Below are 21,471 nucleotides of genomic sequence, written 5' to 3'. Positions count from 1 at the left end.
CAAATAATTAAGCCGTGCTCCTGCGCAACGGGTTTGATCCCTAGGCTTTGGTTTCGACCTCATCCTTGAGGCGTTTCACCAAATCATCGATGGACATGACGCCCAGATCGACGTTACCTCGCGCTCGCACGGCCACTGTTCCCGCGTCCCGCTCCTTGTCGCCAATCACTAGGATATAAGGCAACTTCTGAACGGAATGCTCGCGTATTTTATAGGTAATCTTCTCGTTACGCAAATCGAGCTGCACCCTAAACCCTTGTTTTTTCAGGTTTTGTGCAACATCCCGCGCGTAATCAGCCTGCGCATCGGAAATATTCAGAACCGAAACCTGCACCGGCGCCAGCCAAAGCGGCATCGCACCCGCATGGTTTTCAATCAGAATGCCGATGAAACGCTCGAGCGAGCCGACGATCGCGCGATGCAACATGACCGGCGTTTTGCGCGTGTTGTCAACATCAACATATTCCGCCCCCAAGCGCTGCGGCATGAAGAAATCGACCTGCATGGTACCGACCTGCCACGGACGACCGAGGCTATCCTTCAAGTGATATTCGATCTTCGGCCCGTAGAACGCACCCTCACCCGGCAATTCAGTCCAGGTGACACCACATGTACGCAAGGCCGTACGCAAGGCATCTTCCGCCTTGTCCCAAACCTCGTCCGTGCCAATCCGATTGTCTGGGCGCAATGCAATCTTGACATCGATATTGCTGAAGCGAAAATCCTCGTAGACTTTCATCGCTTGCGGATGGAAGGCCATGACTTCGGACTGAATCTGATCGTCCGTGCAGAAGATATGGCCATCATCCTGCGTGAAACCGCGAACGCGCATAGTGCCATGCAAAGCACCTGACGGCTCATTGCGATGACATTGACCGAATTCACCGTAACGCAACGGCAGATCGCGATACGAGCGCAAATCCGAATTGAAGATTTGCACATGACCCGGGCAATTCATTGGCTTGAGCGCATAAACGCGATTTTCGGACTCGGTCACGAACATGTTTTCGCGATAGTTATCCCAGTGACCGGTCTTGCCCCACAAGCTCGCATCCAGAATCTGCGGCGCCTTGACTTCCTGATAATCATTGATCTGATAGGTATGGCGCATGTATTGCTCAACCTGCTGCCAAATCGTCCAGCCTTTGGGATGCCAGAAAATCAAGCCTGGCGCCTCATCCTGAAAATGGAAGAAGTCGAGTTGTTTGCCGAGCTTGCGATGATCACGCTTTTCGGCCTCTTCCAGCATGTGCAGGTATTGCTCCTGATCTTCCTTTTTCGCCCACGCCGTACCGTAAACGCGCTGCAGCATTTCGTTGTTCGAATCGCCGCGCCAATACGCGCCCGCCAGCTTCATCAACTTGAACACCTTGAGCTTGCCCGTCGAAGGCACGTGCGGGCCACGGCACAAGTCGGTGAAATTGCCTTCGCTGTATAGCGACACATCTTCATTCGCCGGAATGGATGCAATGATCTCGGCCTTGTAGTGCTCGCCGATTGACTTGAAATACGCCACTGCCTCATCACGCGGCAATACCTTGCGCGTGACAGGTTCATCTTTCTTCGCAAGCTCAGTCATCTTCTTCTCGATGGCTTGCAGATCATCCGGCGTAAAGGGACGCTTGTACGAAAAATCGTAATAGAAGCCGTTTTCGATGGTCGGGCCAATCGTCACCTGCGCATCAGGGAACAACTCTTTGACGGCATACGCCAGCAAGTGCGCCGTGGAGTGACGAATGACATCCACACCTTCCGCATCCTTGTCTGTGATGATAGCGAGGTCGCTGTCTTTTTCGATGAGAAACGACGTATCCACTACCTTGCCATCGACTTTGCCGGCCAGCGCAGCCTTAGCCAAGCCGGTTCCGATACTCGCGGCAACTTGCGCCACGGTGACGGCAGCATCGAATTGGCGTTGCGAACCATCGGGAAGCGTAACTTTAATCATGATGTTCTCCGGTGCAGTCGGCATGCGACTGACGCTAGAAATAAGAATGCAAAAAATGCGGACGAAAAAAAACGCGGACTAGCCGCGCTTTTCTCAAATGGCAAAACGAAAAAAGAACCGACTAGATACGCTTGGAAACCGATTTGGTTGTCGTTCGCGGTGTCATAACCGGATATGCCTTTCTCGCTCTTACAGGTTTTACCAAATTTTCGTTGGTAGGCACGATTGGACTCGAACCAACGACCCCTACCATGTCAAGGTAGTGCTCTAACCAGCTGAGCTACGCGCCTAAAGAAACGAGATTATAGACACAAAGATTTTATTTGCATAGTGCCTTTTTGAAATTTCTCATGAATTTCTCGGCACATCCCCGGCGTCAACCGATTGCCACTGCCCTTAATGGCGCTTCGCCTCAAGCACACCATTGACTTCACTGATGATGTTGAGTGCTTTCTGCAGTTGTGCAGTCGAGCCGATTTCCGCCGTGAAGGCCATGCGCGCCTGCCCTTTTACGCTCTGTGTACTGACACCAATGACATTGATTTTCTCGCGTAGGAAAATATCCGAGATATCGCGCAGCAGCCCCTGACGATCGGAAGCCAGCACAAAAATATCCACCGGATAAACCGTAGATACTTGCGGACTACCCCATGCCGTCTGGATCACACGCTCTGGCGCCTTATGCTCCATTTCCATGAAATTCTTGCAGTCGGCCCGATGAATCGATACGCCTTTGCCGCGTGTAATGAAGCCGCGAATGTCGTCAGGCGGCGCCGGCTTGCAGCAGCGCGCGAGCTGCGTCAGCAAGCCATCGGTGCCAACCACCAGCACGCCAGATTTCGCGCCATGCGCCACGCTGGAAGAACGGCTCTTGCGCGGAATGACGACATCGTCTTCCGACAGACGTGCTGCATTGGGATCTTCGCCATGCAAGGCCTGCTCGATGGTACGCAGGCTGAACTCATCCTTGCCGACCGATACCAGCAGATCATCCAGTTTGGCGAAGCCGAGGGTCTGCGCCAATTCTTCAAGATTGGTTGCCGTCTTGCCTTCCCGTTGCAGTGTTTTTTCAACCAAGGCACGTCCGTGCGAAATGGTCTCCTGCAAATCGATAGCATTGAACCAGGCACGCACCTTAGCGCGCGTACGCGAACTCGCCGCATAGCCAGGCGACAACCAGTCTCGCGACGGACCGACCGACCCCGTGGCATTGACACCTTTGGCCGTAATGATCTCGACCGTTTGTCCGTTCTTCAATTGCGTGTTGAGTGGCACCAGTACGCCATCAACGCGCGCGCCACGGCAGCGATGACCGATATCGCTGTGCAGGTGATAGGCGAAGTCAATCGGCGTTGCGCCATTCGGCAACTCGATGACGCGCGCCTGTGGCGTCAGTACATAAATACGATCATCCAGCGTCGCTGATTTAAGCTTTTCCACCCAATCGCGATGTACGTCTTCCTGACTGACGACGGTATCAACCACCTCGCTCTTCCACGCCAGCAACTGGCGCAGCCATGCAATCTTCTCGTCGTATTTCTGCCCTGCGAAATTGGAATTGCCGGCTTCCTTGTAACGCCAGTGTGCTGCCACGCCATACTCGGCGAATTCGTGCATGTCCGTCGTACGCACCTGCACTTCGAGCGGACGACCGTCTTCGGCAATCACGATCGTATGCAGGGATTGATAGCCGTTGGACTTGGGGCGCGAGATGTAATCGTCGAATTCTTCAGGAATCGGCGGCCAAATATTGTGCACAATACCGAGCACGGTATAGCAGGTCTTCACATCCTCGACGATGACGCGGAAAGCACGCACGTCATACAGATCGGAAAACTCGATCTCCTTGCCGCGCAATTTGCTCCAGATGCTGTAGATGTGCTTGGGGCGTCCATACACTTCGGCCTTGATGCCTGCCGCAGCCATTTCGGATTCGAGTCGCTGGATGGATTCGGCTACAAAGGCTTCGCGCTCGACCCGCTTTTCCTCAAGCTGCGAAGCGATGCGCCGATAGGCTTCCGGCTGAAGGAAGCGGAACGACAGGTCTTCGAGTTCCCACTTCAACTGCCAAATGCCAAGCCGGTTTGCGAGCGGCGTGTAGAGGTCGAATGTTTCGCGTGCATACTGGCGCGAACGTTCGTTCTGTAATTTGCGATCCGCAAAATAGCGCAGCGTCGCAACCCGTGTGGCCAGACGCACGAGAACCGCACGCATGTCCACAGCCATCGCCAGCAGCATCTTGCGCAATACTTCAAGCTGGGCCGCCGCTTCCTGCGCAGCATTCTTGCCGCGCAAGGCTTCATGCTGCACAAAGGTTTGTTCATGCAGGCGCATGAGCTGGCGCACACCATCGACCAGATCGCTGACTTCCTTGCCGAAGCGCTCTTCTATCTTTGCGCCGGCCGTCGCATCCATGGCCGGCAATTCAAATAGCAAGGCAGCGATACGCGTATCGGCATCGGTTTCGACATGTGCCAGTACGGTCGCAACGCAGGCAGAAAAGTCGTACACATCCTGCTCGTTTTCAACATCGTCCTGCCCGGTCGAGACCGTTTTCCCCTCGTAATAGGGACGCACGAATTCAAGCGCGGCGATGACGCGATCACCATCCTGCTCGCTCAAATCCGAACGAAGCAATTCTTCGGTATCGCTGTATGCCGATGCGGTAGAAACCATTACAAAACCTGATTCGTGGCTGCCACGATGATGATTTCGATCAACCTGCCAGGATCGGGAAAGCGCGCACCGACAGTAGCGCGAGGCGGCGTATGGCCTGGCACGACCCAGGCATTCCATACTTCATTCATGCCTTCGAAATCGGCCACGTCGGCGATGAAAATCTGGCAGGAAAGAATGCGCGATTTATCGCTGCCAGCATCCGCCAGCAAACGATCAATGTGGCCGAGCACTTCGTGCGTCTGACCGCGAATGTCCTGCGATGTATCTTCGGCGATCTGGCCGGCCAGATAAACGGTACCGTTGTGAATGGCGATTTCGGACAGCGTATCGCCGACGTGCATGCGAGCAATGTTCATACCAATTCCAAATAGCCGACCCGCTCAGGCCAGCAGAAAATCTTTTACCAATGCAATCTGGACATTGTCGAGCAAGGTGGGGGCATGCCCCACATTTTGCAAGACCTGCAACTGCGCCTTGGGGCCACGTTGCGTCATTTCTTGCGCCGTTGCCGGCGAAAGCATGTCCGAGTTTGCCCCGCGCAACAACAGCGTTGGACAACGAATGGCATCGTATGCCGCCCACAAGGTCTGCTCTGCCTGAGCGATGGTTTGCGGCGTCATTGCCTTGAAAGGCACGGCGAGCGCAGGATCGTACGCGAAATGCCATACACCCTGCTCTTCCTTCAATACATCACGGGCCAACTTGTTCCACTGTGCGTCGTCATGTTCGCCGAACGAGGCTGAAATCAGCTTCACATAATCTCGTGCCTTTTCAAATGAGGCAAAACTTGGCGCCTGCCCGACGTATTCAGCGATGCGCGCCATCGCCTGCGGGTTAAGCGCTGGACCGATATCGTTGAGCACCAATCGCCGAATCAGGCGTTGCGGCTGTGCAGCCAACCCAATACCGATCAATCCGCCCATGGAGGTGCCGAGCCAATCGACCTGTTCGACATCGAGACGGGCAATCAACGTGACCATGTCGGCGATGTATTGCGGCACCTGATAATGCAGTGGATCGCGCAAATGATCGGAGCGGCCGCGTCCGACAATATCCGGGCAAATGACACGATAGTGTTCGCACAGCTTCGCTGCGATGACATCGAAATCATCGGATACGCGTGTCAGACCGTGTACGCAAACCAATACTCTGGGATTGGCGGCATCGCCCCATTCCTTGTAGGCAAGGCGATGCAAGCCGGCAGGCGACATGCAGCGCACATAACGGCTTGCGGGTGCCTTCATGATGAATGACTAGGTCGCTGACGTATTGATTACTGAACGCTCATTCCATCATCGGCATTCATGATGGCGCCGTTGATGAAATGCGACTCTTCCGCCGCCAGCAACAACAGCAGACCATCAAGATCTTCGGGCTTGCCGATACGCTTGCGCGGCAAGGTGTTGATCAATTGCCGACCTTGTTCGCCATTGAAATAATCGAGATTGATTTCCGTGCCGATATAACCGGGACAGATTGCGTTGACGTTAATCCCGAATGGTCCCCATTCGAGCGCCATCGCTTTTGTCATCTGCACCACGGCGGCCTTGCTCATGCAGTAAATGCCCAGTTCCGGCACCACGCGCAATCCGGCCGCAGAAGCAATATTGATGATGCGATGCTGTTTGCGTGGATCTCCCTTTGCACGCATGATCATGCGTTTGGCGACTTCCTGCGCCACGAAAAACGCTCCACGCTGGTTGGTATCCATGACATACGCGTAATCGTCCGGTGTCACGTCAATGAGGCGCTGGCTGGTCGATACGCCGGAATTATTGACGAGAATATCAATGCCGCCGGCTTCGGTCTCCGCATGCGCAACCGCCGATTTGATACTGGCGTAATCGGTCACGTCGAGAGCAACCACATGGGCGGCACCGCCGTCTGCTTCGATCTCTGCGCGCAATTCCTTGAGGCGATCAATGCGGCGCGATGCCAGCACAACCTGCGCTCCGGCCATCGCCAATACCTTGGCAAACCGCGCTCCCAGTCCACTCGATGCGCCTGTTACCAATGCCACCTTGCCCTCAAAATTGACTTCAACGCCCACGCCATCTCCTAATAATTAAATGTCTGACCATGCTTTCGCTCTCAAAACAACAGCGAGAGACGGTATCATTACACGAAAGCAAAGCTGGTCACGTTTCCGAGCGCACAAGATTGCCATGAAACTTTTTCGATTCAGCCGCACGAACAGATTTTACCGTTGAAAACATGATGCAAACCTCTTCTGCAAACAGCCTTCTCGCCGACTACGGCCCGCGCGACACGATGGACTACGACGTAGTGATCGTCGGTGGTGGCCCGGCCGGCCTGTCAGCCGCCATCCGCCTCAAGCAACGTGCCGCCGAAGCGGGCACGGAACTCTCCGTGTGCGTCCTGGAAAAAGGCAGTGAACTCGGTGCCCATATTCTGTCTGGCGCCGTCATGGATCCCAAGGCACTGACCGAACTGCTGCCTAACTGGAAGGCACAAGGTGCCCCGCTCAATACGCCCGTGAGCGAAGACCGTTTCCTGTTCCTGACCGCCGACAAGGCCTACAAGACCCCGAATTTCATGCTGCCCGCTTGCCTGCAGAATCATGGCAACTACGTGGTGTCGCTGGGCAATGTGGTGCGCTGGCTCGGTGAGCAAGCCGAAGCCTTGGGCGTGGAAATCTTCCCCGGCTTTCCCGCTGCGGAAATCCTGTACGACGCACAAGGTGCCGTCAAAGGTGTGGCGACCGGCAACATGGGCGTTGGTCGAGATGGTCAGCCCACCGATGCCTTTCAGCTCGGCATGGAATTGCATGCCAAGTACACGCTGTTTGCCGAAGGTGCGCGCGGCAACCTGGGGCGGCAACTGATCGAACGCTTTGCACTCGACCAGGATCGCGATCCACAGACCTATGGCATCGGCATCAAGGAACTGTGGGAAATCGATCCGGCATTGCATCAGCCCGGCCTGGTCATCCATACGGCAGGCTGGCCCTTGGATAACGATACCTATGGGGGTTCCTTCCTCTACCATCTGGAGAACAATCAGGTCGTGGTCGGCTATGTGGTCGGACTGGGCTACCGCAATCCTTATTTGTCGCCATTTGAAGAATTCCAGCGCTACAAGACCCACCCCGAGATTCGTCGCTTTCTCGAAGGCGGCAAACGCGTCTCCTATGGCGCACGTGCGATTACGGCAGGTGGCCTGCAAGCCTTGCCGAAAACCGTCTTTGCCGGTGGTGCCCTGATCGGTTGCGATGCCGGCTTTCTGAACGCCAGCCGCATCAAGGGCAGCCATGCCGCCATCAAGACCGGCATGCTGGCCGCCGATGCCGCGTTTGATGCCGTAACGGCTGGACGCCAGGGCGATGCGCTGACCGCCTACCCAGAAGCGTTCGAGCAATCCTGGCTCAAGGAAGAGCTACATGTGGCCCGTAACTTCAAGCCGATGATGAGCAAAGGCTTGATCAAGGGCACGCTGCTGTTCGGCATCGATCAGATCGTCTTTGGGGGCAAGGCGCCCTGGACGCTGCACAATGACCAGCCCGATCACACCAAACTGAAGCCGGTTGCCACCTGCACACCGATCGTCTATCCGAAACCGGACAACAAGCTGACCTTCGATCGCCTGTCATCGGTCTTTCTGTCGAACACCAATCATTCAGAGAGTGAACCCATCCACCTGACGTTGAAAGACCCGACGATTCCGGTCAGGGTGAATCTGGCCGAGTACGCCGGCCCGGAAGCCCGCTACTGCCCGGCTGCGGTCTATGAATTCGTCAAGGATGAGGCCGATGAAGACAAACTGCAGATCAATGCGCAGAACTGCGTGCACTGCAAGACGTGCGATATCAAGGATCCGATGCAGAATATCGTGTGGGTGACGCCAGAGGGTGGTAGTGGGCCGAATTATCCGAATATGTGAGCGCTACACGATCTCAAGCACGACCAAACAAAAAGCCGCTTCTCGCGGCTTTTTGTTTTTGATGAATCCTCTAAATAGAATGATCATGCAGGTTTCGGCGCCCACATGCCTGCAAAGATTTTCTCCAGCCAGAATGCACCGATGATGGTTTTCACATCCGTCACGTCTCCCTTGTTGATCCATGAGAGCAGATCGTCATTCGATGCCTTGAAAACATCAAGAAATTCCTCCTCATCGAGCTTGCGTTCACCGGCTTGCAAACCACGCGCCAGATAGATGTCGAGAAATTCATCTGAATAGGCAATGGCATTATGAATCTTGCACACGAAATGCCATTCGCTCGCCGTATAACCTGTCTCTTCCAATAGTTCGCGTTTGGCACAGGCCAGCGGCGCTTCACCGGGATCGATCTTCCCGGCAGGAAATTCGATAAATGTACGACGCAGTGGATAGCGAAACTGTCGCTCCAGCAGAATGCTGCCATCATCGAATACCGGCAGGATGACGACGGCTCCGGGATGCGGAATATATTCTCGCGTCGCTGGCTGCCCGTTCGGAAGCTGCACCGTATCCTTGATGACTTTCAGAAAAGAACCGTCATAGGCGACGCATGTGTCGAGTTGCGTTTCTTTCAGATGCTCGTCCATCTATTCCTCTTGAGCGCGACGGTCAGCGTTTGCGACGGCGCATGTAACGCATGACAAAACCGGGATAGGCAAAAACCAGGAAAAGGCAGCCGGTCACGGCATAGAATTCCCATCCCTGGGGAAAAGCCGTACCCATTCTGGCTTCCATGCCGTGCGCGATGGCACCGACAATAAAATAAAGGGTGAATAATTCGAAGAGTCGCCACCAGACCGGCTTTTGTAACCGTCTGGTGGGAATCACGGCAAATAGCCGCTCATTGAAGAATGGAATGTTGGCGCAGAACAGCGCCAACAGAATCACGAACCAGCTTGCGAGCGAGACATCCACTGCAACCGGTTATCCGCTTCAGGCTGCCAGCGTTCTGGCGATTGCCGCAGCACATGCGGTCATCAGCGGACCAGGCATCAGGCCCAGCACTAACACCGCAACACCATTGGCGCTCAGTGCTACGCTGACGTCAGGCGTCGTCACCAGCTTGCTTTGATCGACAGGCTCGTCAAAGTACATGACCTTGACGATACGCAGATAGTAGTAGGCACCGATCAGCGAGAACAGAACCGCCACGATTGCCAGCCAGATCTGACCGGTAGCCAGCACACCTTGCAGAACCGACAGCTTGGCATAGAAGCCGACGACTGGTGGCACACCTGCCAGCGAGAACATGAACAGCAACATGACCAAGGCAAACCATGGGCTACGCTGATTCAAGCCTTTGAAATCATCAATATTTTCGGCTTCGAAACCGGCACGCGACAACAGCATGATGATGCCGAATACGCCCAGCGTCGTCAGCACATAGGTAATCGAATAGAACATCGCTGCGCCGTAACCATTGGTCACCGAACCATCTGCAGCAGTGACAACACCCGACAACAAACCGAGCAAGACGAAGCCCATTTGCGAGATCGTCGAATAAGCCAGCATGCGCTTGATATTCGTCTGCATGATTGCCGTGATGTTACCGATCGCCATCGACAGCACTGCCAGAATGGTCAGCATCTGCTGCCAGTCGACTGCCAATGCAGGCAATGCTTCCACCAACAGACGGATGGTGATCGCCAGCGTTGCCAGTTTCGGTGCACCGCCCAGCAGCAAGGTGACTGCAGTTGGCGAGCCCTGGTAGACGTCAGGTACCCACATGTGGAAAGGCACGACACCCAGTTTGAATGCCAGACCGGCAACCACGAACACCAGACCCAGAACCAGAACCGGCTTGTTGACGACACCCGAAGCGATTGCCTTGGCAACTTCCGTCAGATCGAGCGAGCCAGTGGCGCCGTACAGCATGGAAATACCGTAGAGCAGGAAGCCGGATGCCAGCGCACCAAGCACGAAATACTTCATTGCGGCTTCGGTCGAAACAGCATGATCGCGACGGATGGCAACCAGCGCATACAGCGACAGCGACATCATCTCCAGACCCAGATAAATGATCAGGAAGTTGTTTGCCGAAATCATGACCATTTGGCCCAGCAACGAGAACAACGACAGAATGTAGAACTCACCGCCCTTGTAACCACCAATCATGTCGCGATCGCTCGCATACTGGCGCGAATAGATCAGCGTCAATGCAACCGCCAGATACGAGAACAGCTTCAGGATGTTCGACATCGGATCGGCAACGAACATGTTGTTGAAGGTGTAGACCGTCGCGCCGTTGTTGAGGCCGCTAAAGGTAATCACCCCACAAACACCCATCGCGACAATCGCCAGGACGTAAGTGATGTTGCGTTTGACATCCTTCGTGAACAAATCGACCAGCAGGATCACAGCAATTGCGATCGCCAGAAAGATTTCAGGAAGAGCCGGTATCAGATTCAAGTTATTCATGTTGTCGCGATTCTTATGCGTTCAGTTGCGCGGTTGTTTCACCCGCAAATTCACCATTCATTAGTTGAGCTTGGAAACCGATACGTGCTGCAGCAGATCGGAAACCGAGGTTTGCATGACGTCGGTGAACGGTGCCGGATACAGGCCCATGGCGAGCGTACAGATCGCAAGCACGCCCAGCATCAGGAATTCACGCTTGTTCAGATCGGTCATTTCGGCAACGTGATGATTGGTGATTTCACCGAAGATCACGCGCTTGGCCAGCCACAGCGAGTAGGCTGCACCCAAGATCAGGGCAGTAGCAGCCAGGATACCGATCCAGAAGTTGTATTCGACCGCACCCAGAATCACCATGAACTCACCAACGAAACCGGAAGTGGCTGGTAGACCGGCATTGGCCATCGAGAACAGGATGAAGAAAGCTGCGAAACGTGGCATCACGTTCACGACACCACCGTACTGAGCGATCTCACGAGTGTGCATACGGTCATAGAGAACGCCGATACACAGGAACATCGCGCCAGAAACAAAGCCGTGCGAGATCATCTGCACGATGGCGCCCTGCACTGCCATGTCGTTGAACATGAAGAAGCCCAAGGTAACAAAGCCCATGTGTGCGATCGACGAATACGCGACCAGCTTTTTCATGTCTTTCTGTACCAGAGCAACCAGACCAACGTAGATCACGGCAATCAGCGACAGTGTGATAACGAAGCCCGACAGATAGTGGCTGGCATCAGGCGTGATTGGCAACGAGAAACGCAGGAAGCCGTAGGCGCCCAGTTTCAGCATGATGGCTGCCAGCACGACCGAACCGCCGGTCGGTGCTTCCACGTGGGCATCCGGCAACCAGGTATGCACCGGCCACATTGGTACCTTGACAGCGAACGCCATCAGGAATGCCAGGAAAATCAAAACCTGTTCGTTCATCTGCAATGGCAGAGCATGCCATGCGAGGATGTCAAAACTGTTACCCGATTTGAAGTACAGGTACAGCATCGCAACCAGCATGAGCAGCGAACCCATGAAGGTGTAAAGGAACAGCTTGATCGATGCGTAGACGCGGTTCGCACCACCCCATACACCGATGATGATAAACATCGGAATCAGCGTCGATTCGAAGAACACGTAGAACAGCATGCCGTCCAGCGCGCAGAAAACGCCGATCATGATGCCCGACAGAATCAGGAATGCGCCCATGTACTGGGAGACGCGTTTCTCGATGACTTCCCATGCGGCGATCACGACGAAAATCGTGATGAAGGCCGTCAACACGACGAACCACATCGACAGGCCATCAACGCCCAGCGAGTAGTTGATATTGAAAATCTCGATCCAGTTGCGCTTTTCGACAAACTGCATGCCATGCGCAGCCTTGTCGAAGCCGGTAATCAGCGGCAACGTAACAAGGAAGCTGGCAATCGAACCAACCAGCGAAATACTGCGCGACAGACCGGGATTGTCATCACGGCCGATCGCCAGAACCAGGACGCCAAACGCAATCGGCAACCAGATCGCGAGACTCAAAATAGGAAATGTTGACTGCATCATATTTTTATTTGCTTCGCTAACTTATTTGGCGAACGATGGGAATGGCAGGAAGTAAATCAGGAAACCCAACACACCGAGAATCATGACAAACGCGTAGTGATAGATGTAACCGGTCTGCAGCACACGAATCACGCGCGAGAACCAACCCACTGCCTTGGCGCTACCGTTGACGATCAGGCCGTCGATGAGGGTCTTGTCACCGACATTCGACAGACCGCTACCGAGCAGACGCGCACCACCGGCCCAGAAGAACTCGTTGAACTTGTCCATGTAGTACTTGTTCTCGAGCAACGTGTGGATTGCACGGAACTTGTCGTAGAACCATGCAGGAACACGTGGATTGATCATGTAGCAGTAGTAGGCAGAAGCCACACCTGCAAATGCAAGCCAGAATGGCAAGGTTTGCAGACCATGAATGGCCATCGCCATTGCACCATGGAACATTTCGTTCAGTTCTGCCATTGCACCATGCTTAGGATCGACAAAGATCACATCCTTGAAGAAGGTGCCATGCAGCATTGGTTCGATCGCGATGTAGCCAATCAGCACCGAAGGAATGGCCAGCAAAATCAACGGCAAGGTAACAACCCATGGCGACTCGTGCGGTTTCTGACCTGGTGCCAAACCATGATGTTCGTCATGGGCGTGGTCATCGTGTGCATGATCGTCATGCGCATGGTGATCATCATGTGCCTTGGCATGTGCATGGTCATCATGGTGAGCATGCTCTTTGCCGAAACGCTCTTCACCGTGGAACACGAGGAAGTACATACGGAACGAATAGAAAGCCGTCACGAAGACACCAGCCAGCACGGCGAAATTGGCGAAGCCGGAACCCCAGATATGGGTAGCATGCACTGCCTCGATGATGCTGTCCTTCGAGTAGAAACCCGAGAACAGTGGCGTACCGATCAGAGCCAGCGAGCCCAGCAACGACGTGATCCAAGTGATCGGCATGTACTTGCGCAGACCACCCATGTTGCGGATGTCTTGATCATGATGCATACCGATGATGACGGAACCCGCAGCAAGGAACAGCAGCGCCTTGAAGAATGCGTGGGTCATCAGGTGGAATACAGCGACAGAGTACGCCGATGCACCGAGTGCCACCGTCATGTAGCCGAGCTGCGACAGCGTCGAGTAGGCAACCACGCGCTTGATATCGTTCTGGATGATGCCGAGGAAACCCATGAACAGCGCCGTGATCGAACCGATAACGAGGATGAACGACAGAGCGGTATCCGACAGTTCAAACAATGGCGACATACGCGAGACCATGAAGATACCTGCGGTAACCATGGTTGCGGCGTGAATCAGAGCGGAAATCGGGGTTGGACCTTCCATCGAATCAGGCAACCACACATGCAGCGGAAACTGAGCCGATTTACCCATGGCACCGATGAACAGGCAGATACAAGCCACGGTCAGCAATGCCCAATCCGTACCAGGCAAAGTCAGTTGTGCGAGTTCGCCCTTCTTCGCGAAGACTTCCGCGTAATCCATCGAACCGGCATAAGCCAGCAGCAGACCGATACCGAGAATAAAGCCGAAGTCACCTACACGGTTGACCAGGAAGGCTTTCATGTTGGCGAAAATCGCGGTTGGCTTCTTGTACCAGAAACCGATCAGCAGATACGACACCAGACCCACGGCTTCCCAGCCGAAGAACAGTTGCAGGAAGTTGTTGCTCATGACCAGCATCAACATCGAGAACGTGAACAGCGAGATGTAAGAGAAGAAGCGGTTGTAGCCTTCGTCTTCTTCCATGTAGCCAATTGTGTAGATGTGGACCATCAGCGACACGAAGGTCACGACGCACATCATCATTGCCGTCAGGCTGTCGACCAGGAAGCCGACTTCCATCTTCATTCCGGCGACCGTCAACCAGGTGTAGACGCTGCCATTGAAGGTCGCGCCGTCCATGACCTGCATGAAGGTGTGCGCGGACAGGATGAACGCGATCAGGACGCCGAGAATCGTCACGGTATGCGACGTCTTGCGACCAATCAGATTGCCAAAAAATTTGGTACCAAACAGGCCGGCGATCATGGAGCCGACGAGCGGCGCCAGAGGTACGACCAGAAGGAGGTTAGGGTTAAGTTGCCCCGCCATGATGAACCTTATTCGTTATTGTTCGGAATCAGCCTTTGAGGCTATCGAGATCTTCCACATTGATGGTATCCAGCGTACGGAACAGCGATACCAGAATGGCCAGACCGATCGCTGCTTCAGCAGCTGCCACGGTCAGAATGAAGAAGACGAAAATCTGTCCCGCCGCATCTCCCAGATAATAGGAAAACGCCACGAAATTCATATTCACTGCCAACAGCATCAGTTCGATGGCCATCAACAGGATAATGATGTTCTTGCGATTCAGAAAAATACCGACTATCGAGATCGCGAACAGAATCGCGCCGAGAATCAGATAATGAACGAGCGATAACTCCACAACACTCCCCTTATTTTTGTTCTGCCGACGGGGCAGCGGATTGATTGTCGCCACTGTCGCGCGTCGATTCGGCTTTCATCTTGACGATGCGAACACGATCGGCTGCACGAACACGTACTGCGTCGCCAGGTGCGAAGTATTTGCTGTCTTTACGTTTGCGCATGGTCAGCGCCACCGCGGCAACCATGCCAACCAGCAGCAGCAAACCAGCGAGTTCAAACGCATACAGATAGTCCGTGTAGATCAGCTTGCCCAGTTCCTTGGTGTTGCCAATCATGTCTGCACCGGCTGGCACGTCGACGTGGTTTTTCCAGAAGGCCTGGAAGAGAACCGCAGCCATTTCCAGCACGATGATGACGCCAACCGTTGCGGCCAGTGGCAGGTAACCCCAGAAGCCTTCACGCAGCTTGCTGAGCTTGATATCCACCATCATCACAACGAACAGGAACAGCACCATAACGGCACCGACGTAGACGAGCACCAGAACGATCGACAGGAACTCGGCCTTGATCAGCATCCAGAGTGCCGATGCCGAAGCGAACGACAGCACCAAATACAATGCCGCATGCACCGGATTGCGATCGGTAATGACGCGTATCGCTGCGAACACGAGGATCGCTGCAAACGCGTAGAAAAGAGCAGTTGTAAAGTCCATATTCAGCCAGAAAGTCAGCGCAATGCCGCCAAGTGATTAATCAACGATAGGCCGCATCGGCGGCGCGAGCAGCGGCGATTTCGGGTTCGAAACGATCGCCAACGGCAAGCAGCATTTCCTTGGTGTAGTACAGGTCACCGCGCTTTTCACCGTGATATTCGAGAATATGCGTTTCGACGATCGAATCGACCGGGCACGACTCTTCGCAGAAACCGCAGAAAATGCACTTGGTCAGATCGATGTCGTAACGCGTGGTACGACGCGTACCGTCAGCACGCTGATCGGATTCAATCGAAATCGCCATCGCAGGGCAAACGGCTTCACACAGTTTGCAAGCGATGCAGCGCTCTTCCCCATTCGGGTAGCGACGCAAGGCGTGCAGACCGCGAAAACGAACCGATTGCGGCGTCTTTTCTTCGGGAAATTGCACCGTAACCTTACGCGCAAACATGTAGCGACCCGTCAGCGCCATGCCCTTCAAGAGCTCGCGCAGCATCAGGCTGCTGAAAAAATCCTTGATTGCTTCCATCTTTGGCTTCCTCTTTACTCAGCCTTGATTAATGCCAGATATTCAGTGGCGTCTTCATCCAGATCGCGACGACCAGGAACCATACCAATGTGAGCGGAATGAACACTTTCCAGCCCAAACGCATGATCTGGTCATAGCGGTAGCGTGGGAACGATGCACGGAACCAGACGAAACACGAAATGATGAAAAACGTCTTCAAACCTAGCCAGATCCATCCTGGAACCCAGGTGAATGGCGCGAAATCAAACGGTGCTGCCCAGCCGCCTAGGAACATCAATGCGGTCAGGATCGAAATCAGCCACATGTTGGCGTATTCGGCCAGGAAGAACATCGCGAACGACATACCCGAATATTCGACCATGTGACCGGCAACGATCTCCGACTCGCCTTCCACTACGTCGAACGGATGACGGTTCAATTCAGCAGTGCCGGATACGACATAGATGATGAACAACGGCAGCAGCGGCAACCAGTTCCACGACAGGAAATTCAAGCCCATGTCGGCGAAACGACCTTGCGTTTGCGTGTTCACGACGTCGATCAGATTCATCGAACCTGACACCATCAGAATCACGACCAGACAGAAGCCCATCGCGATTTCATACGAAATCATCTGAGCGGATGCGCGCATCGCACCGAGGAATGCGTACTTCGAGTTCGATGCCCAGCCGGCGATGATGATGCCGTAGACTTCCAGCGACGTGATCGCCATCACGAACAGCAGGCCGGCATTCACGTTAGCCAGTGCAGTTTCCGGGCCAAAAGGAATCACGGCCCATGCTACCAGCGACGGCATGATGGTCATCACTGGCGCAATCACGAACAAGGCTTTGTTCGACTTGGCCGGAACAACGACTTCCTTGAGCAGCAACTTGACGCCGTCGGCGATTGGCTGCAGCAGACCGAGAGGACCGGTACGGTTAGGGCCGAGACGCACGTGCATCCAGCCGATCAGCTTACGTTCCCACAAAGTCATGTAGGCAACGGCACCCATCAGTGGCGCAACGATCGCAATGATCTTGACTAGATTCCACACCAACGGCCAGTAATAGCCGAAAAAAGAGTCCCCAGCTGCGTGGATGGACAACAACACTTGATCCATTACGCTTTCTCCACGCTGATAGGACCGAACATCGCGCCGAGGCCGGCGGTGGACTGATGTCCTGCGGCCACGCGCACTACATTAACTGGCAAGGCCTTGTCGACTGCAGCAACCAGTACGGCACTACCACTACCCTGCACTACCTTGATTTGCTCGCCAGCAGCCAACCCCAGCTTTGCAGCCAGATCAGCCGACAGCCATGCCTGCGGTGCAGCGCCATCACGCGTTTGTTGCAATGGCTCCGAACGACGCACAATCGCATCGGTGGCGTAAATCGAAACATCAGCCACGCGCTCCAGCGAACCGGCAGAGGCTGCAACAGCTTGCGGCGCAACTTTACCGATGTTGTTCAGACGTGGTTGCAGATTGGCTTCTGCAGGTGCGTTGGCACCGATGATTTCGTTGCGGATCGCTTCCGAGGTTTCGTAATCGAAACCGCCGAGTTCGAGCAGATTACCCAACACGCGCAACACCTTCCAGCCCGGACGCGCATCACCCAGCGCCTTGACTGTACCGTTGAAGCTTTGTGCACGACCTTCGCAGTTGACGAACGTACCCGAGGTTTCCGAGAACGGCGTGATCGGCAGCATGACATCGGCAAAGTCGTTGCCGTGTTTGAATGCCGACATGACGACAACCATGTCCGCCTGATTCAAGGCAGCGCGCGCAGCTTGTGGATTGAAGCAGTCGAGTTCAGGCTCAACATTCAACAACACATATGCTTTACGTGGTTGCGCAAACATCTGTACAGCGTTGGCACCGTTTTGACCGGGTGTGGCATTGGCCAGATAACCGCCGACCGTATTTGCCGCTTCGGTCAGGAAACCGAACTTGGCTTCAGTGTTCTGTGCAATCCATTGTGCTGCAGCATGCAATTGTGCGGCTTCAGGATGCTGCAGTACGGCGTTACCCAACAACACGGCTTTCGGCTCACCAGACAACAGGCTGGCAGCGATCTGCTTGGCTTCAGCCGATGCGACAATACCCGTGAAACCGGCAGGCGCTGCAACACCACGTGCTTCCGCAACCGCAGCAATGACTTCACCCAGCGCAGCCAGCCATTCGGATGGTGCCTTGATCATCTTGTTGGCAATCGGCATCAACAGATCATCGTCCGTTGCGTGCAGGATGCTGACATTTGCACCACCCTTCACTGCCAGACGCAAACGCGCTGCCAGCAATGGATGATCCTTGCGCAGGAACGAACCGATCACGAATGCGCGCTTGAGCGATGCAAATTCGTTGATCGACATACCCAGCCATGGCTTGATCGATGCATCCAGCGAGGCATCAGCCTGACGTGGACGGAAATCAATGTTTTCGGAACCCATACCGCGCACCAGCTTCTGCAGCAGCGACAGTTCTTCTAGCGTTGAATTCGGGGTCGCCAATGCAGCGATCGAATCGGCACCATGCTCGTGACGGATATTGCGCAGACCATGAGCAACATACTCAAGCGCCGTCTGCCAATCGGTTTCCTGCCACTTGCCATCCTGCTTGATCATCGGATTAGTCAGACGATCTGCGCTGTTCAAACCTTCGTAGGCAAAACGATCCTTGTCCGAAATCCAGCATTCGTTGACATCTTCGTTTTCCAGCGGCAGCACGCGCATGACCTTACCTGCCTTGACCTGAACGATCAGGTTGGCACCCAGACCATCGTGTGGGCTGACGGACTTGCGACGCGACAGTTCCCAGGTACGGGCGCTATAACGGAAAGGTTTGGACGTCAGTGCGCCAACCGGGCACAGATCGATCATGTTGCCCGACAGTTCGGAATCGACGGTCTTGCCCACGAACGAGGTGATCTCGGCGTGCTCGCCGCGATTCAACATGCCGAATTCCATGACGCCGGCAATTTCCTGACCGAAGCGAACGCAGCGGGTGCAGTGAATGCAACGGCTCATTTCCTGCATCGAGATCAGCGGACCAACATCTTTCGGCACCACGACGCGCTTCTCTTCTTCGTAGCGCGAGGAAGAGTCACCATAGCCGACGGCCAGATCCTGCAGTTGGCATTCACCGCCCTGATCGCAGATCGGGCAATCCAACGGATGGTTGATGAGGAGGAATTCCATCACGCCTTTTTGCGCCTTGACCGCTTTTTCGCTGTTCGAGCGAACGATCATGCCTTGCGAGACAGGCGTCGCGCAGGCCGGCAATGGCTTCGGTGCTTTCTCAACCTCGACCAGGCACATGCGGCAGTTGGCCGCGATGGAGAGTTTCTTGTGATAGCAAAAATGCGGAATGTATGTGCCGAGCTTGTTGGCAGCATCCATTACCATGCTGCCTTCCTGCACTTCGACTTTCTTGCCGTCTATTTCAATTTCAACCATGGCTTTGCTTTTTCTGCGTCAGTGTTCTCACTAGGTATCAATGTACTAAGTGAGGGCTGCTATACGTAAGCGGGCACCAAGCAATGCTTATGCTCGATGTGGTACACGAACTCGTCGCGGAACTGCTGGATCATTGCGCGAACCGGCATCGCGGCGGCATCACCGAGGGCGCAAATCGTGCGGCCCTGGATGTTGTCGGCGATTGAATTGAGCATATCGAGGTCTTCTGCTCTGCCTTGACCGTTTTCGATACGCTGCACCATGCGATACAACCAGCCAGTGCCTTCACGGCATGGCGTACATTGACCGCACGACTCTTCAAAATAGAAGTAGGACAAACGCAGCAAGGACTTGACCATGCAACGCGTTTCATCCATGACGATGACAGCACCGGAACCCAGCATCGAACCGGCCTTCGCGACCGAATCATAGTCCATATCGGTTGCCATCATGACGTCGCCACGCACGACTGGCACAGACGAACCGCCAGGAATGACTGCCTTGAGCTTCTTGCCATCGCGCATGCCGCCAGCCAATTCCAGCAGCGTGGAGAAAGGCGTACCCAGCGGAATCTCGTAATTGCCCGGATTGGTGACATCACCAGAAACCGAGAAAATCTTTGTACCGCCGTTGTTTGGCTTGCCTAAGCCAGCATAGGCTTCTGCGCCAATCTGGAAAATGAATGGCACTGCCGCGAACGTTTCGGTATTGTTGATCGTGGTCGGCTTGCCGAACAGACCGTAGCTTGCAGGGAAAGGCGGCTTGAAACGCGGCTGGCCTTTCTTGCCTTCGATCGATTCCAGCAAGGCGGTCTCCTCACCACAGATATACGCACCGTAACCGTGGAAAGCATGCAGCTGGAAGCTATGCGACGAACCAAGAATGTTATCGCCCAGGAAGCCCGCAGCGCGCGCCTGCTCCAGCGCTTCTTCAAAGCGTTGGTATTCGCCGAAAATCTCGCCGTGAATATAGTTGTAGCCGACCGTCACGCCCATCGCGTAAGCAGCAATGGTCATACCCTCGATCACGGAATGCGGGTTGTAACGCAGGATGTCACGATCCTTGAATGTACCTGGCTCGCCCTCATCCGAATTACAGACCACATATTTCTGACCTTCGTAATTCTTCGGCATGAAGCTCCACTTCAAGCCGCTCGGGAAGCCTGCACCACCGCGACCACGCAGTGTGGATGCCTTGACTTCCGCGATCACCTGATCCGGCGTCATGCCTTCTTTGAGAATACGCTTCAGGGATTCGTAACCACCACGTTTGACGTAGTCTTCCAGACCCCAGTTGTCGCCGGTGAGACCAGCGAAAATCAATGGCTTGATATGACGATTGTGCAAGCTGGTCATTTCTTCAATTCCTCTACCAGAGCATCGATTTTTTCATTCGACATGAAGCTGCACATACGATGATTGTTGACCAGCATGACCGGCGCATCGCCGCAAGCGCCCATGCACTCGCCTTCCTGCAGCGTGAACTGACCGTCCTCGGTCGTTTCACGATAATCAATGCCCAATTTTTCTTTCAAGTAGTGCGCCGCACGCTCACCACCAGACAGCAGGCATGGCAGATTGGTGCAAACCGAAATCTTCGTCTTGCCAACTGGCTTGGTGTTGTACATGTTGTAGAACGTCGCCACTTCCTGCACGGCAATGGCAGGCATGTGCAGGTAATCGGCGATTTCCTGCATGACCTCTGGCGACAACCAGTTGGTTTCAACTTGCGCGATGGCCAGCGTTGCCATCACGGCAGACTGACGCTGCTCGGGCGGAAACTTGGCGATCTCGCGATCGATTTTTTTGTACGCTTGTTCTGATAACAGCATTTTTATGCCTCTA

The 21,471-nt window shown here is 54.5% G+C and carries 18 protein-coding genes and 1 tRNA gene; 1 reads left to right on the top strand and 18 read right to left on the bottom strand.

Annotated features, from left to right (window positions below; genetic code table 11):
* Positions 1–40: 40 nt before the first annotated feature.
* The 6 genes from thrS to QZ725_RS13280 all read right to left on the bottom strand — a co-directional run bounded on the left by thrS (position 41) and on the right by QZ725_RS13280 (position 6,677).
* Entirely contained in the window at positions 41–1,948 is a 1,908-nt protein-coding gene (gene thrS / locus QZ725_RS13305) for a threonine--tRNA ligase (RefSeq protein ID WP_293780461.1), read from the bottom strand.
* A gap of 213 nt (positions 1,949–2,161) precedes the next feature.
* Positions 2,162–2,238, bottom strand: a tRNA-Val gene (locus tag QZ725_RS13300).
* A 106-nt stretch (positions 2,239–2,344) separates the two neighbouring features.
* Entirely contained in the window at positions 2,345–4,624 is a 2,280-nt protein-coding gene (locus tag QZ725_RS13295) for a bifunctional (p)ppGpp synthetase/guanosine-3',5'-bis(diphosphate) 3'-pyrophosphohydrolase (protein WP_293780458.1), read from the bottom strand.
* Positions 4,624–4,983 carry a RidA family protein gene (locus tag QZ725_RS13290; protein ID WP_293780455.1) on the bottom strand — a complete coding sequence of 120 codons (360 nt, stop codon included), beginning with the start codon at positions 4,981–4,983 and terminating at the stop codon, positions 4,624–4,626. The genes QZ725_RS13295 and QZ725_RS13290 overlap by 1 nt, the downstream gene beginning before the upstream one ends.
* 24 nt (positions 4,984–5,007) lie before the next feature.
* Positions 5,008–5,871, bottom strand: a complete 864-nt coding sequence (locus QZ725_RS13285; protein ID WP_293780452.1) for an alpha/beta hydrolase — start codon at positions 5,869–5,871, stop codon at positions 5,008–5,010.
* Between the two features lie 29 nt (positions 5,872–5,900).
* Positions 5,901–6,677 carry an SDR family oxidoreductase gene (locus QZ725_RS13280; RefSeq protein WP_293780449.1) on the bottom strand — a complete coding sequence of 259 codons (777 nt, stop codon included), beginning with the start codon at positions 6,675–6,677 and terminating at the stop codon, positions 5,901–5,903.
* A 164-nt stretch (positions 6,678–6,841) separates the two neighbouring features.
* Between QZ725_RS13280 and QZ725_RS13275 the strand changes: the two genes are divergently transcribed.
* Complete coding sequence (locus QZ725_RS13275; RefSeq protein ID WP_293780446.1) at positions 6,842–8,527, top strand: electron transfer flavoprotein-ubiquinone oxidoreductase; 1,686 nt, start codon at positions 6,842–6,844, stop codon at positions 8,525–8,527.
* Between the two features lie 83 nt (positions 8,528–8,610).
* On the opposite strand, the gene QZ725_RS13270 is transcribed toward QZ725_RS13275, so the two are convergent.
* Genes QZ725_RS13270 through nuoE form a run of 12 tightly spaced genes read right to left on the bottom strand, consistent with a single transcriptional unit; the run spans position 8,611 to position 21,458 of the window.
* A complete protein-coding gene (locus QZ725_RS13270) occupies positions 8,611–9,174 on the bottom strand; it encodes an NUDIX hydrolase (RefSeq protein WP_293780443.1) in 564 nt (187 codons plus the stop codon).
* 22 nt (positions 9,175–9,196) lie between these two features.
* On the bottom strand, positions 9,197–9,502 hold the full coding sequence (locus QZ725_RS13265; protein ID WP_293780440.1) for a DUF2818 family protein: 306 nt from the start codon (positions 9,500–9,502) through the stop codon (positions 9,197–9,199).
* 18 nt (positions 9,503–9,520) lie between these two features.
* Positions 9,521–11,005 (bottom strand): NADH-quinone oxidoreductase subunit NuoN, encoded by a 1,485-nt coding sequence (gene nuoN / locus QZ725_RS13260; protein ID WP_293780437.1) that lies wholly within the window; start codon positions 11,003–11,005, stop codon positions 9,521–9,523.
* Between the two features lie 60 nt (positions 11,006–11,065).
* Positions 11,066–12,556, bottom strand: coding sequence for an NADH-quinone oxidoreductase subunit M (locus QZ725_RS13255; RefSeq protein ID WP_293780434.1), 1,491 nt, complete (start codon positions 12,554–12,556; stop codon positions 11,066–11,068).
* 21 nt (positions 12,557–12,577) lie between these two features.
* Positions 12,578–14,668 carry an NADH-quinone oxidoreductase subunit L gene (gene nuoL / locus QZ725_RS13250; protein ID WP_293780431.1) on the bottom strand — a complete coding sequence of 697 codons (2,091 nt, stop codon included), beginning with the start codon at positions 14,666–14,668 and terminating at the stop codon, positions 12,578–12,580.
* A 28-nt stretch (positions 14,669–14,696) separates the two neighbouring features.
* Entirely contained in the window at positions 14,697–15,005 is a 309-nt protein-coding gene (gene nuoK / locus QZ725_RS13245; RefSeq protein ID WP_293780428.1) for an NADH-quinone oxidoreductase subunit NuoK, read from the bottom strand.
* Between the two features lie 10 nt (positions 15,006–15,015).
* Positions 15,016–15,660, bottom strand: a complete 645-nt coding sequence (locus QZ725_RS13240; protein WP_293780425.1) for an NADH-quinone oxidoreductase subunit J — start codon at positions 15,658–15,660, stop codon at positions 15,016–15,018.
* Between the two features lie 40 nt (positions 15,661–15,700).
* Positions 15,701–16,189, bottom strand: coding sequence for an NADH-quinone oxidoreductase subunit NuoI (gene nuoI / locus QZ725_RS13235; protein ID WP_293780422.1), 489 nt, complete (start codon positions 16,187–16,189; stop codon positions 15,701–15,703).
* Positions 16,190–16,217: 28 nt separating this feature from the next.
* Entirely contained in the window at positions 16,218–17,291 is a 1,074-nt protein-coding gene (gene nuoH, locus QZ725_RS13230; RefSeq protein ID WP_293780419.1) for an NADH-quinone oxidoreductase subunit NuoH, read from the bottom strand.
* Entirely contained in the window at positions 17,291–19,627 is a 2,337-nt protein-coding gene (gene nuoG, locus QZ725_RS13225; protein ID WP_293780416.1) for an NADH-quinone oxidoreductase subunit NuoG, read from the bottom strand. Before nuoG ends, nuoH begins: the two co-directional genes overlap by 1 nt.
* Positions 19,628–19,686: 59 nt before the next feature.
* Positions 19,687–20,982, bottom strand: a complete 1,296-nt coding sequence (nuoF, locus tag QZ725_RS13220; protein WP_293780413.1) for an NADH-quinone oxidoreductase subunit NuoF — start codon at positions 20,980–20,982, stop codon at positions 19,687–19,689.
* Complete coding sequence (nuoE, locus tag QZ725_RS13215) at positions 20,979–21,458, bottom strand: NADH-quinone oxidoreductase subunit NuoE (RefSeq protein WP_293780410.1); 480 nt, start codon at positions 21,456–21,458, stop codon at positions 20,979–20,981. Before nuoE ends, nuoF begins: the two co-directional genes overlap by 4 nt.
* Positions 21,459–21,471 lie beyond the last annotated feature (13 nt).

Source organism: uncultured Oxalicibacterium sp., from assembly GCF_913776015.1.
In the GTDB taxonomy this organism is placed as follows: Bacteria; Pseudomonadota; Gammaproteobacteria; order Burkholderiales; family Burkholderiaceae_D; genus Oxalicibacterium.
Note: the sequence above shows the minus strand (reverse complement) of the source record. Positions and strands in the feature narration are given on the sequence as shown.

Bases quoted from the DNA above. Each gene is read 5' to 3' on its own strand.
- nuoL (WP_293780431.1), bottom strand. From the start codon at position 14,668: ATGGCGGGGCAACTTAACCCTAACCTCCTTCTGGTCGTACCTCTGGCG.
- nuoI (WP_293780422.1), bottom strand. From the start codon at position 16,189: ATGGAAGCAATCAAGGATTTTTTCAGCAGCCTGATGCTGCGCGAGCTC.
- QZ725_RS13240 (WP_293780425.1), bottom strand. From the start codon at position 15,660: ATGGACTTTACAACTGCTCTTTTCTACGCGTTTGCAGCGATCCTCGTG.
- thrS (WP_293780461.1), bottom strand. From the start codon at position 1,948: ATGATTAAAGTTACGCTTCCCGATGGTTCGCAACGCCAATTCGATGCT.
- QZ725_RS13285 (WP_293780452.1), bottom strand. From the start codon at position 5,871: ATGAAGGCACCCGCAAGCCGTTATGTGCGCTGCATGTCGCCTGCCGGC.
- QZ725_RS13290 (WP_293780455.1), bottom strand. From the start codon at position 4,983: ATGAACATTGCTCGCATGCACGTCGGCGATACGCTGTCCGAAATCGCC.
- nuoE (WP_293780410.1), bottom strand. From the start codon at position 21,458: ATGCTGTTATCAGAACAAGCGTACAAAAAAATCGATCGCGAGATCGCC.
- QZ725_RS13255 (WP_293780434.1), bottom strand. From the start codon at position 12,556: ATGATGCAGTCAACATTTCCTATTTTGAGTCTCGCGATCTGGTTGCCG.
- nuoG (WP_293780416.1), bottom strand. From the start codon at position 19,627: ATGGTTGAAATTGAAATAGACGGCAAGAAAGTCGAAGTGCAGGAAGGC.
- nuoN (WP_293780437.1), bottom strand. From the start codon at position 11,005: ATGAATAACTTGAATCTGATACCGGCTCTTCCTGAAATCTTTCTGGCG.
- QZ725_RS13270 (WP_293780443.1), bottom strand. From the start codon at position 9,174: ATGGACGAGCATCTGAAAGAAACGCAACTCGACACATGCGTCGCCTAT.
- QZ725_RS13295 (WP_293780458.1), bottom strand. From the start codon at position 4,624: ATGGTTTCTACCGCATCGGCATACAGCGATACCGAAGAATTGCTTCGT.
- QZ725_RS13275 (WP_293780446.1), top strand. From the start codon at position 6,842: ATGATGCAAACCTCTTCTGCAAACAGCCTTCTCGCCGACTACGGCCCG.
- nuoF (WP_293780413.1), bottom strand. From the start codon at position 20,982: ATGACCAGCTTGCACAATCGTCATATCAAGCCATTGATTTTCGCTGGT.
- nuoH (WP_293780419.1), bottom strand. From the start codon at position 17,291: ATGGATCAAGTGTTGTTGTCCATCCACGCAGCTGGGGACTCTTTTTTC.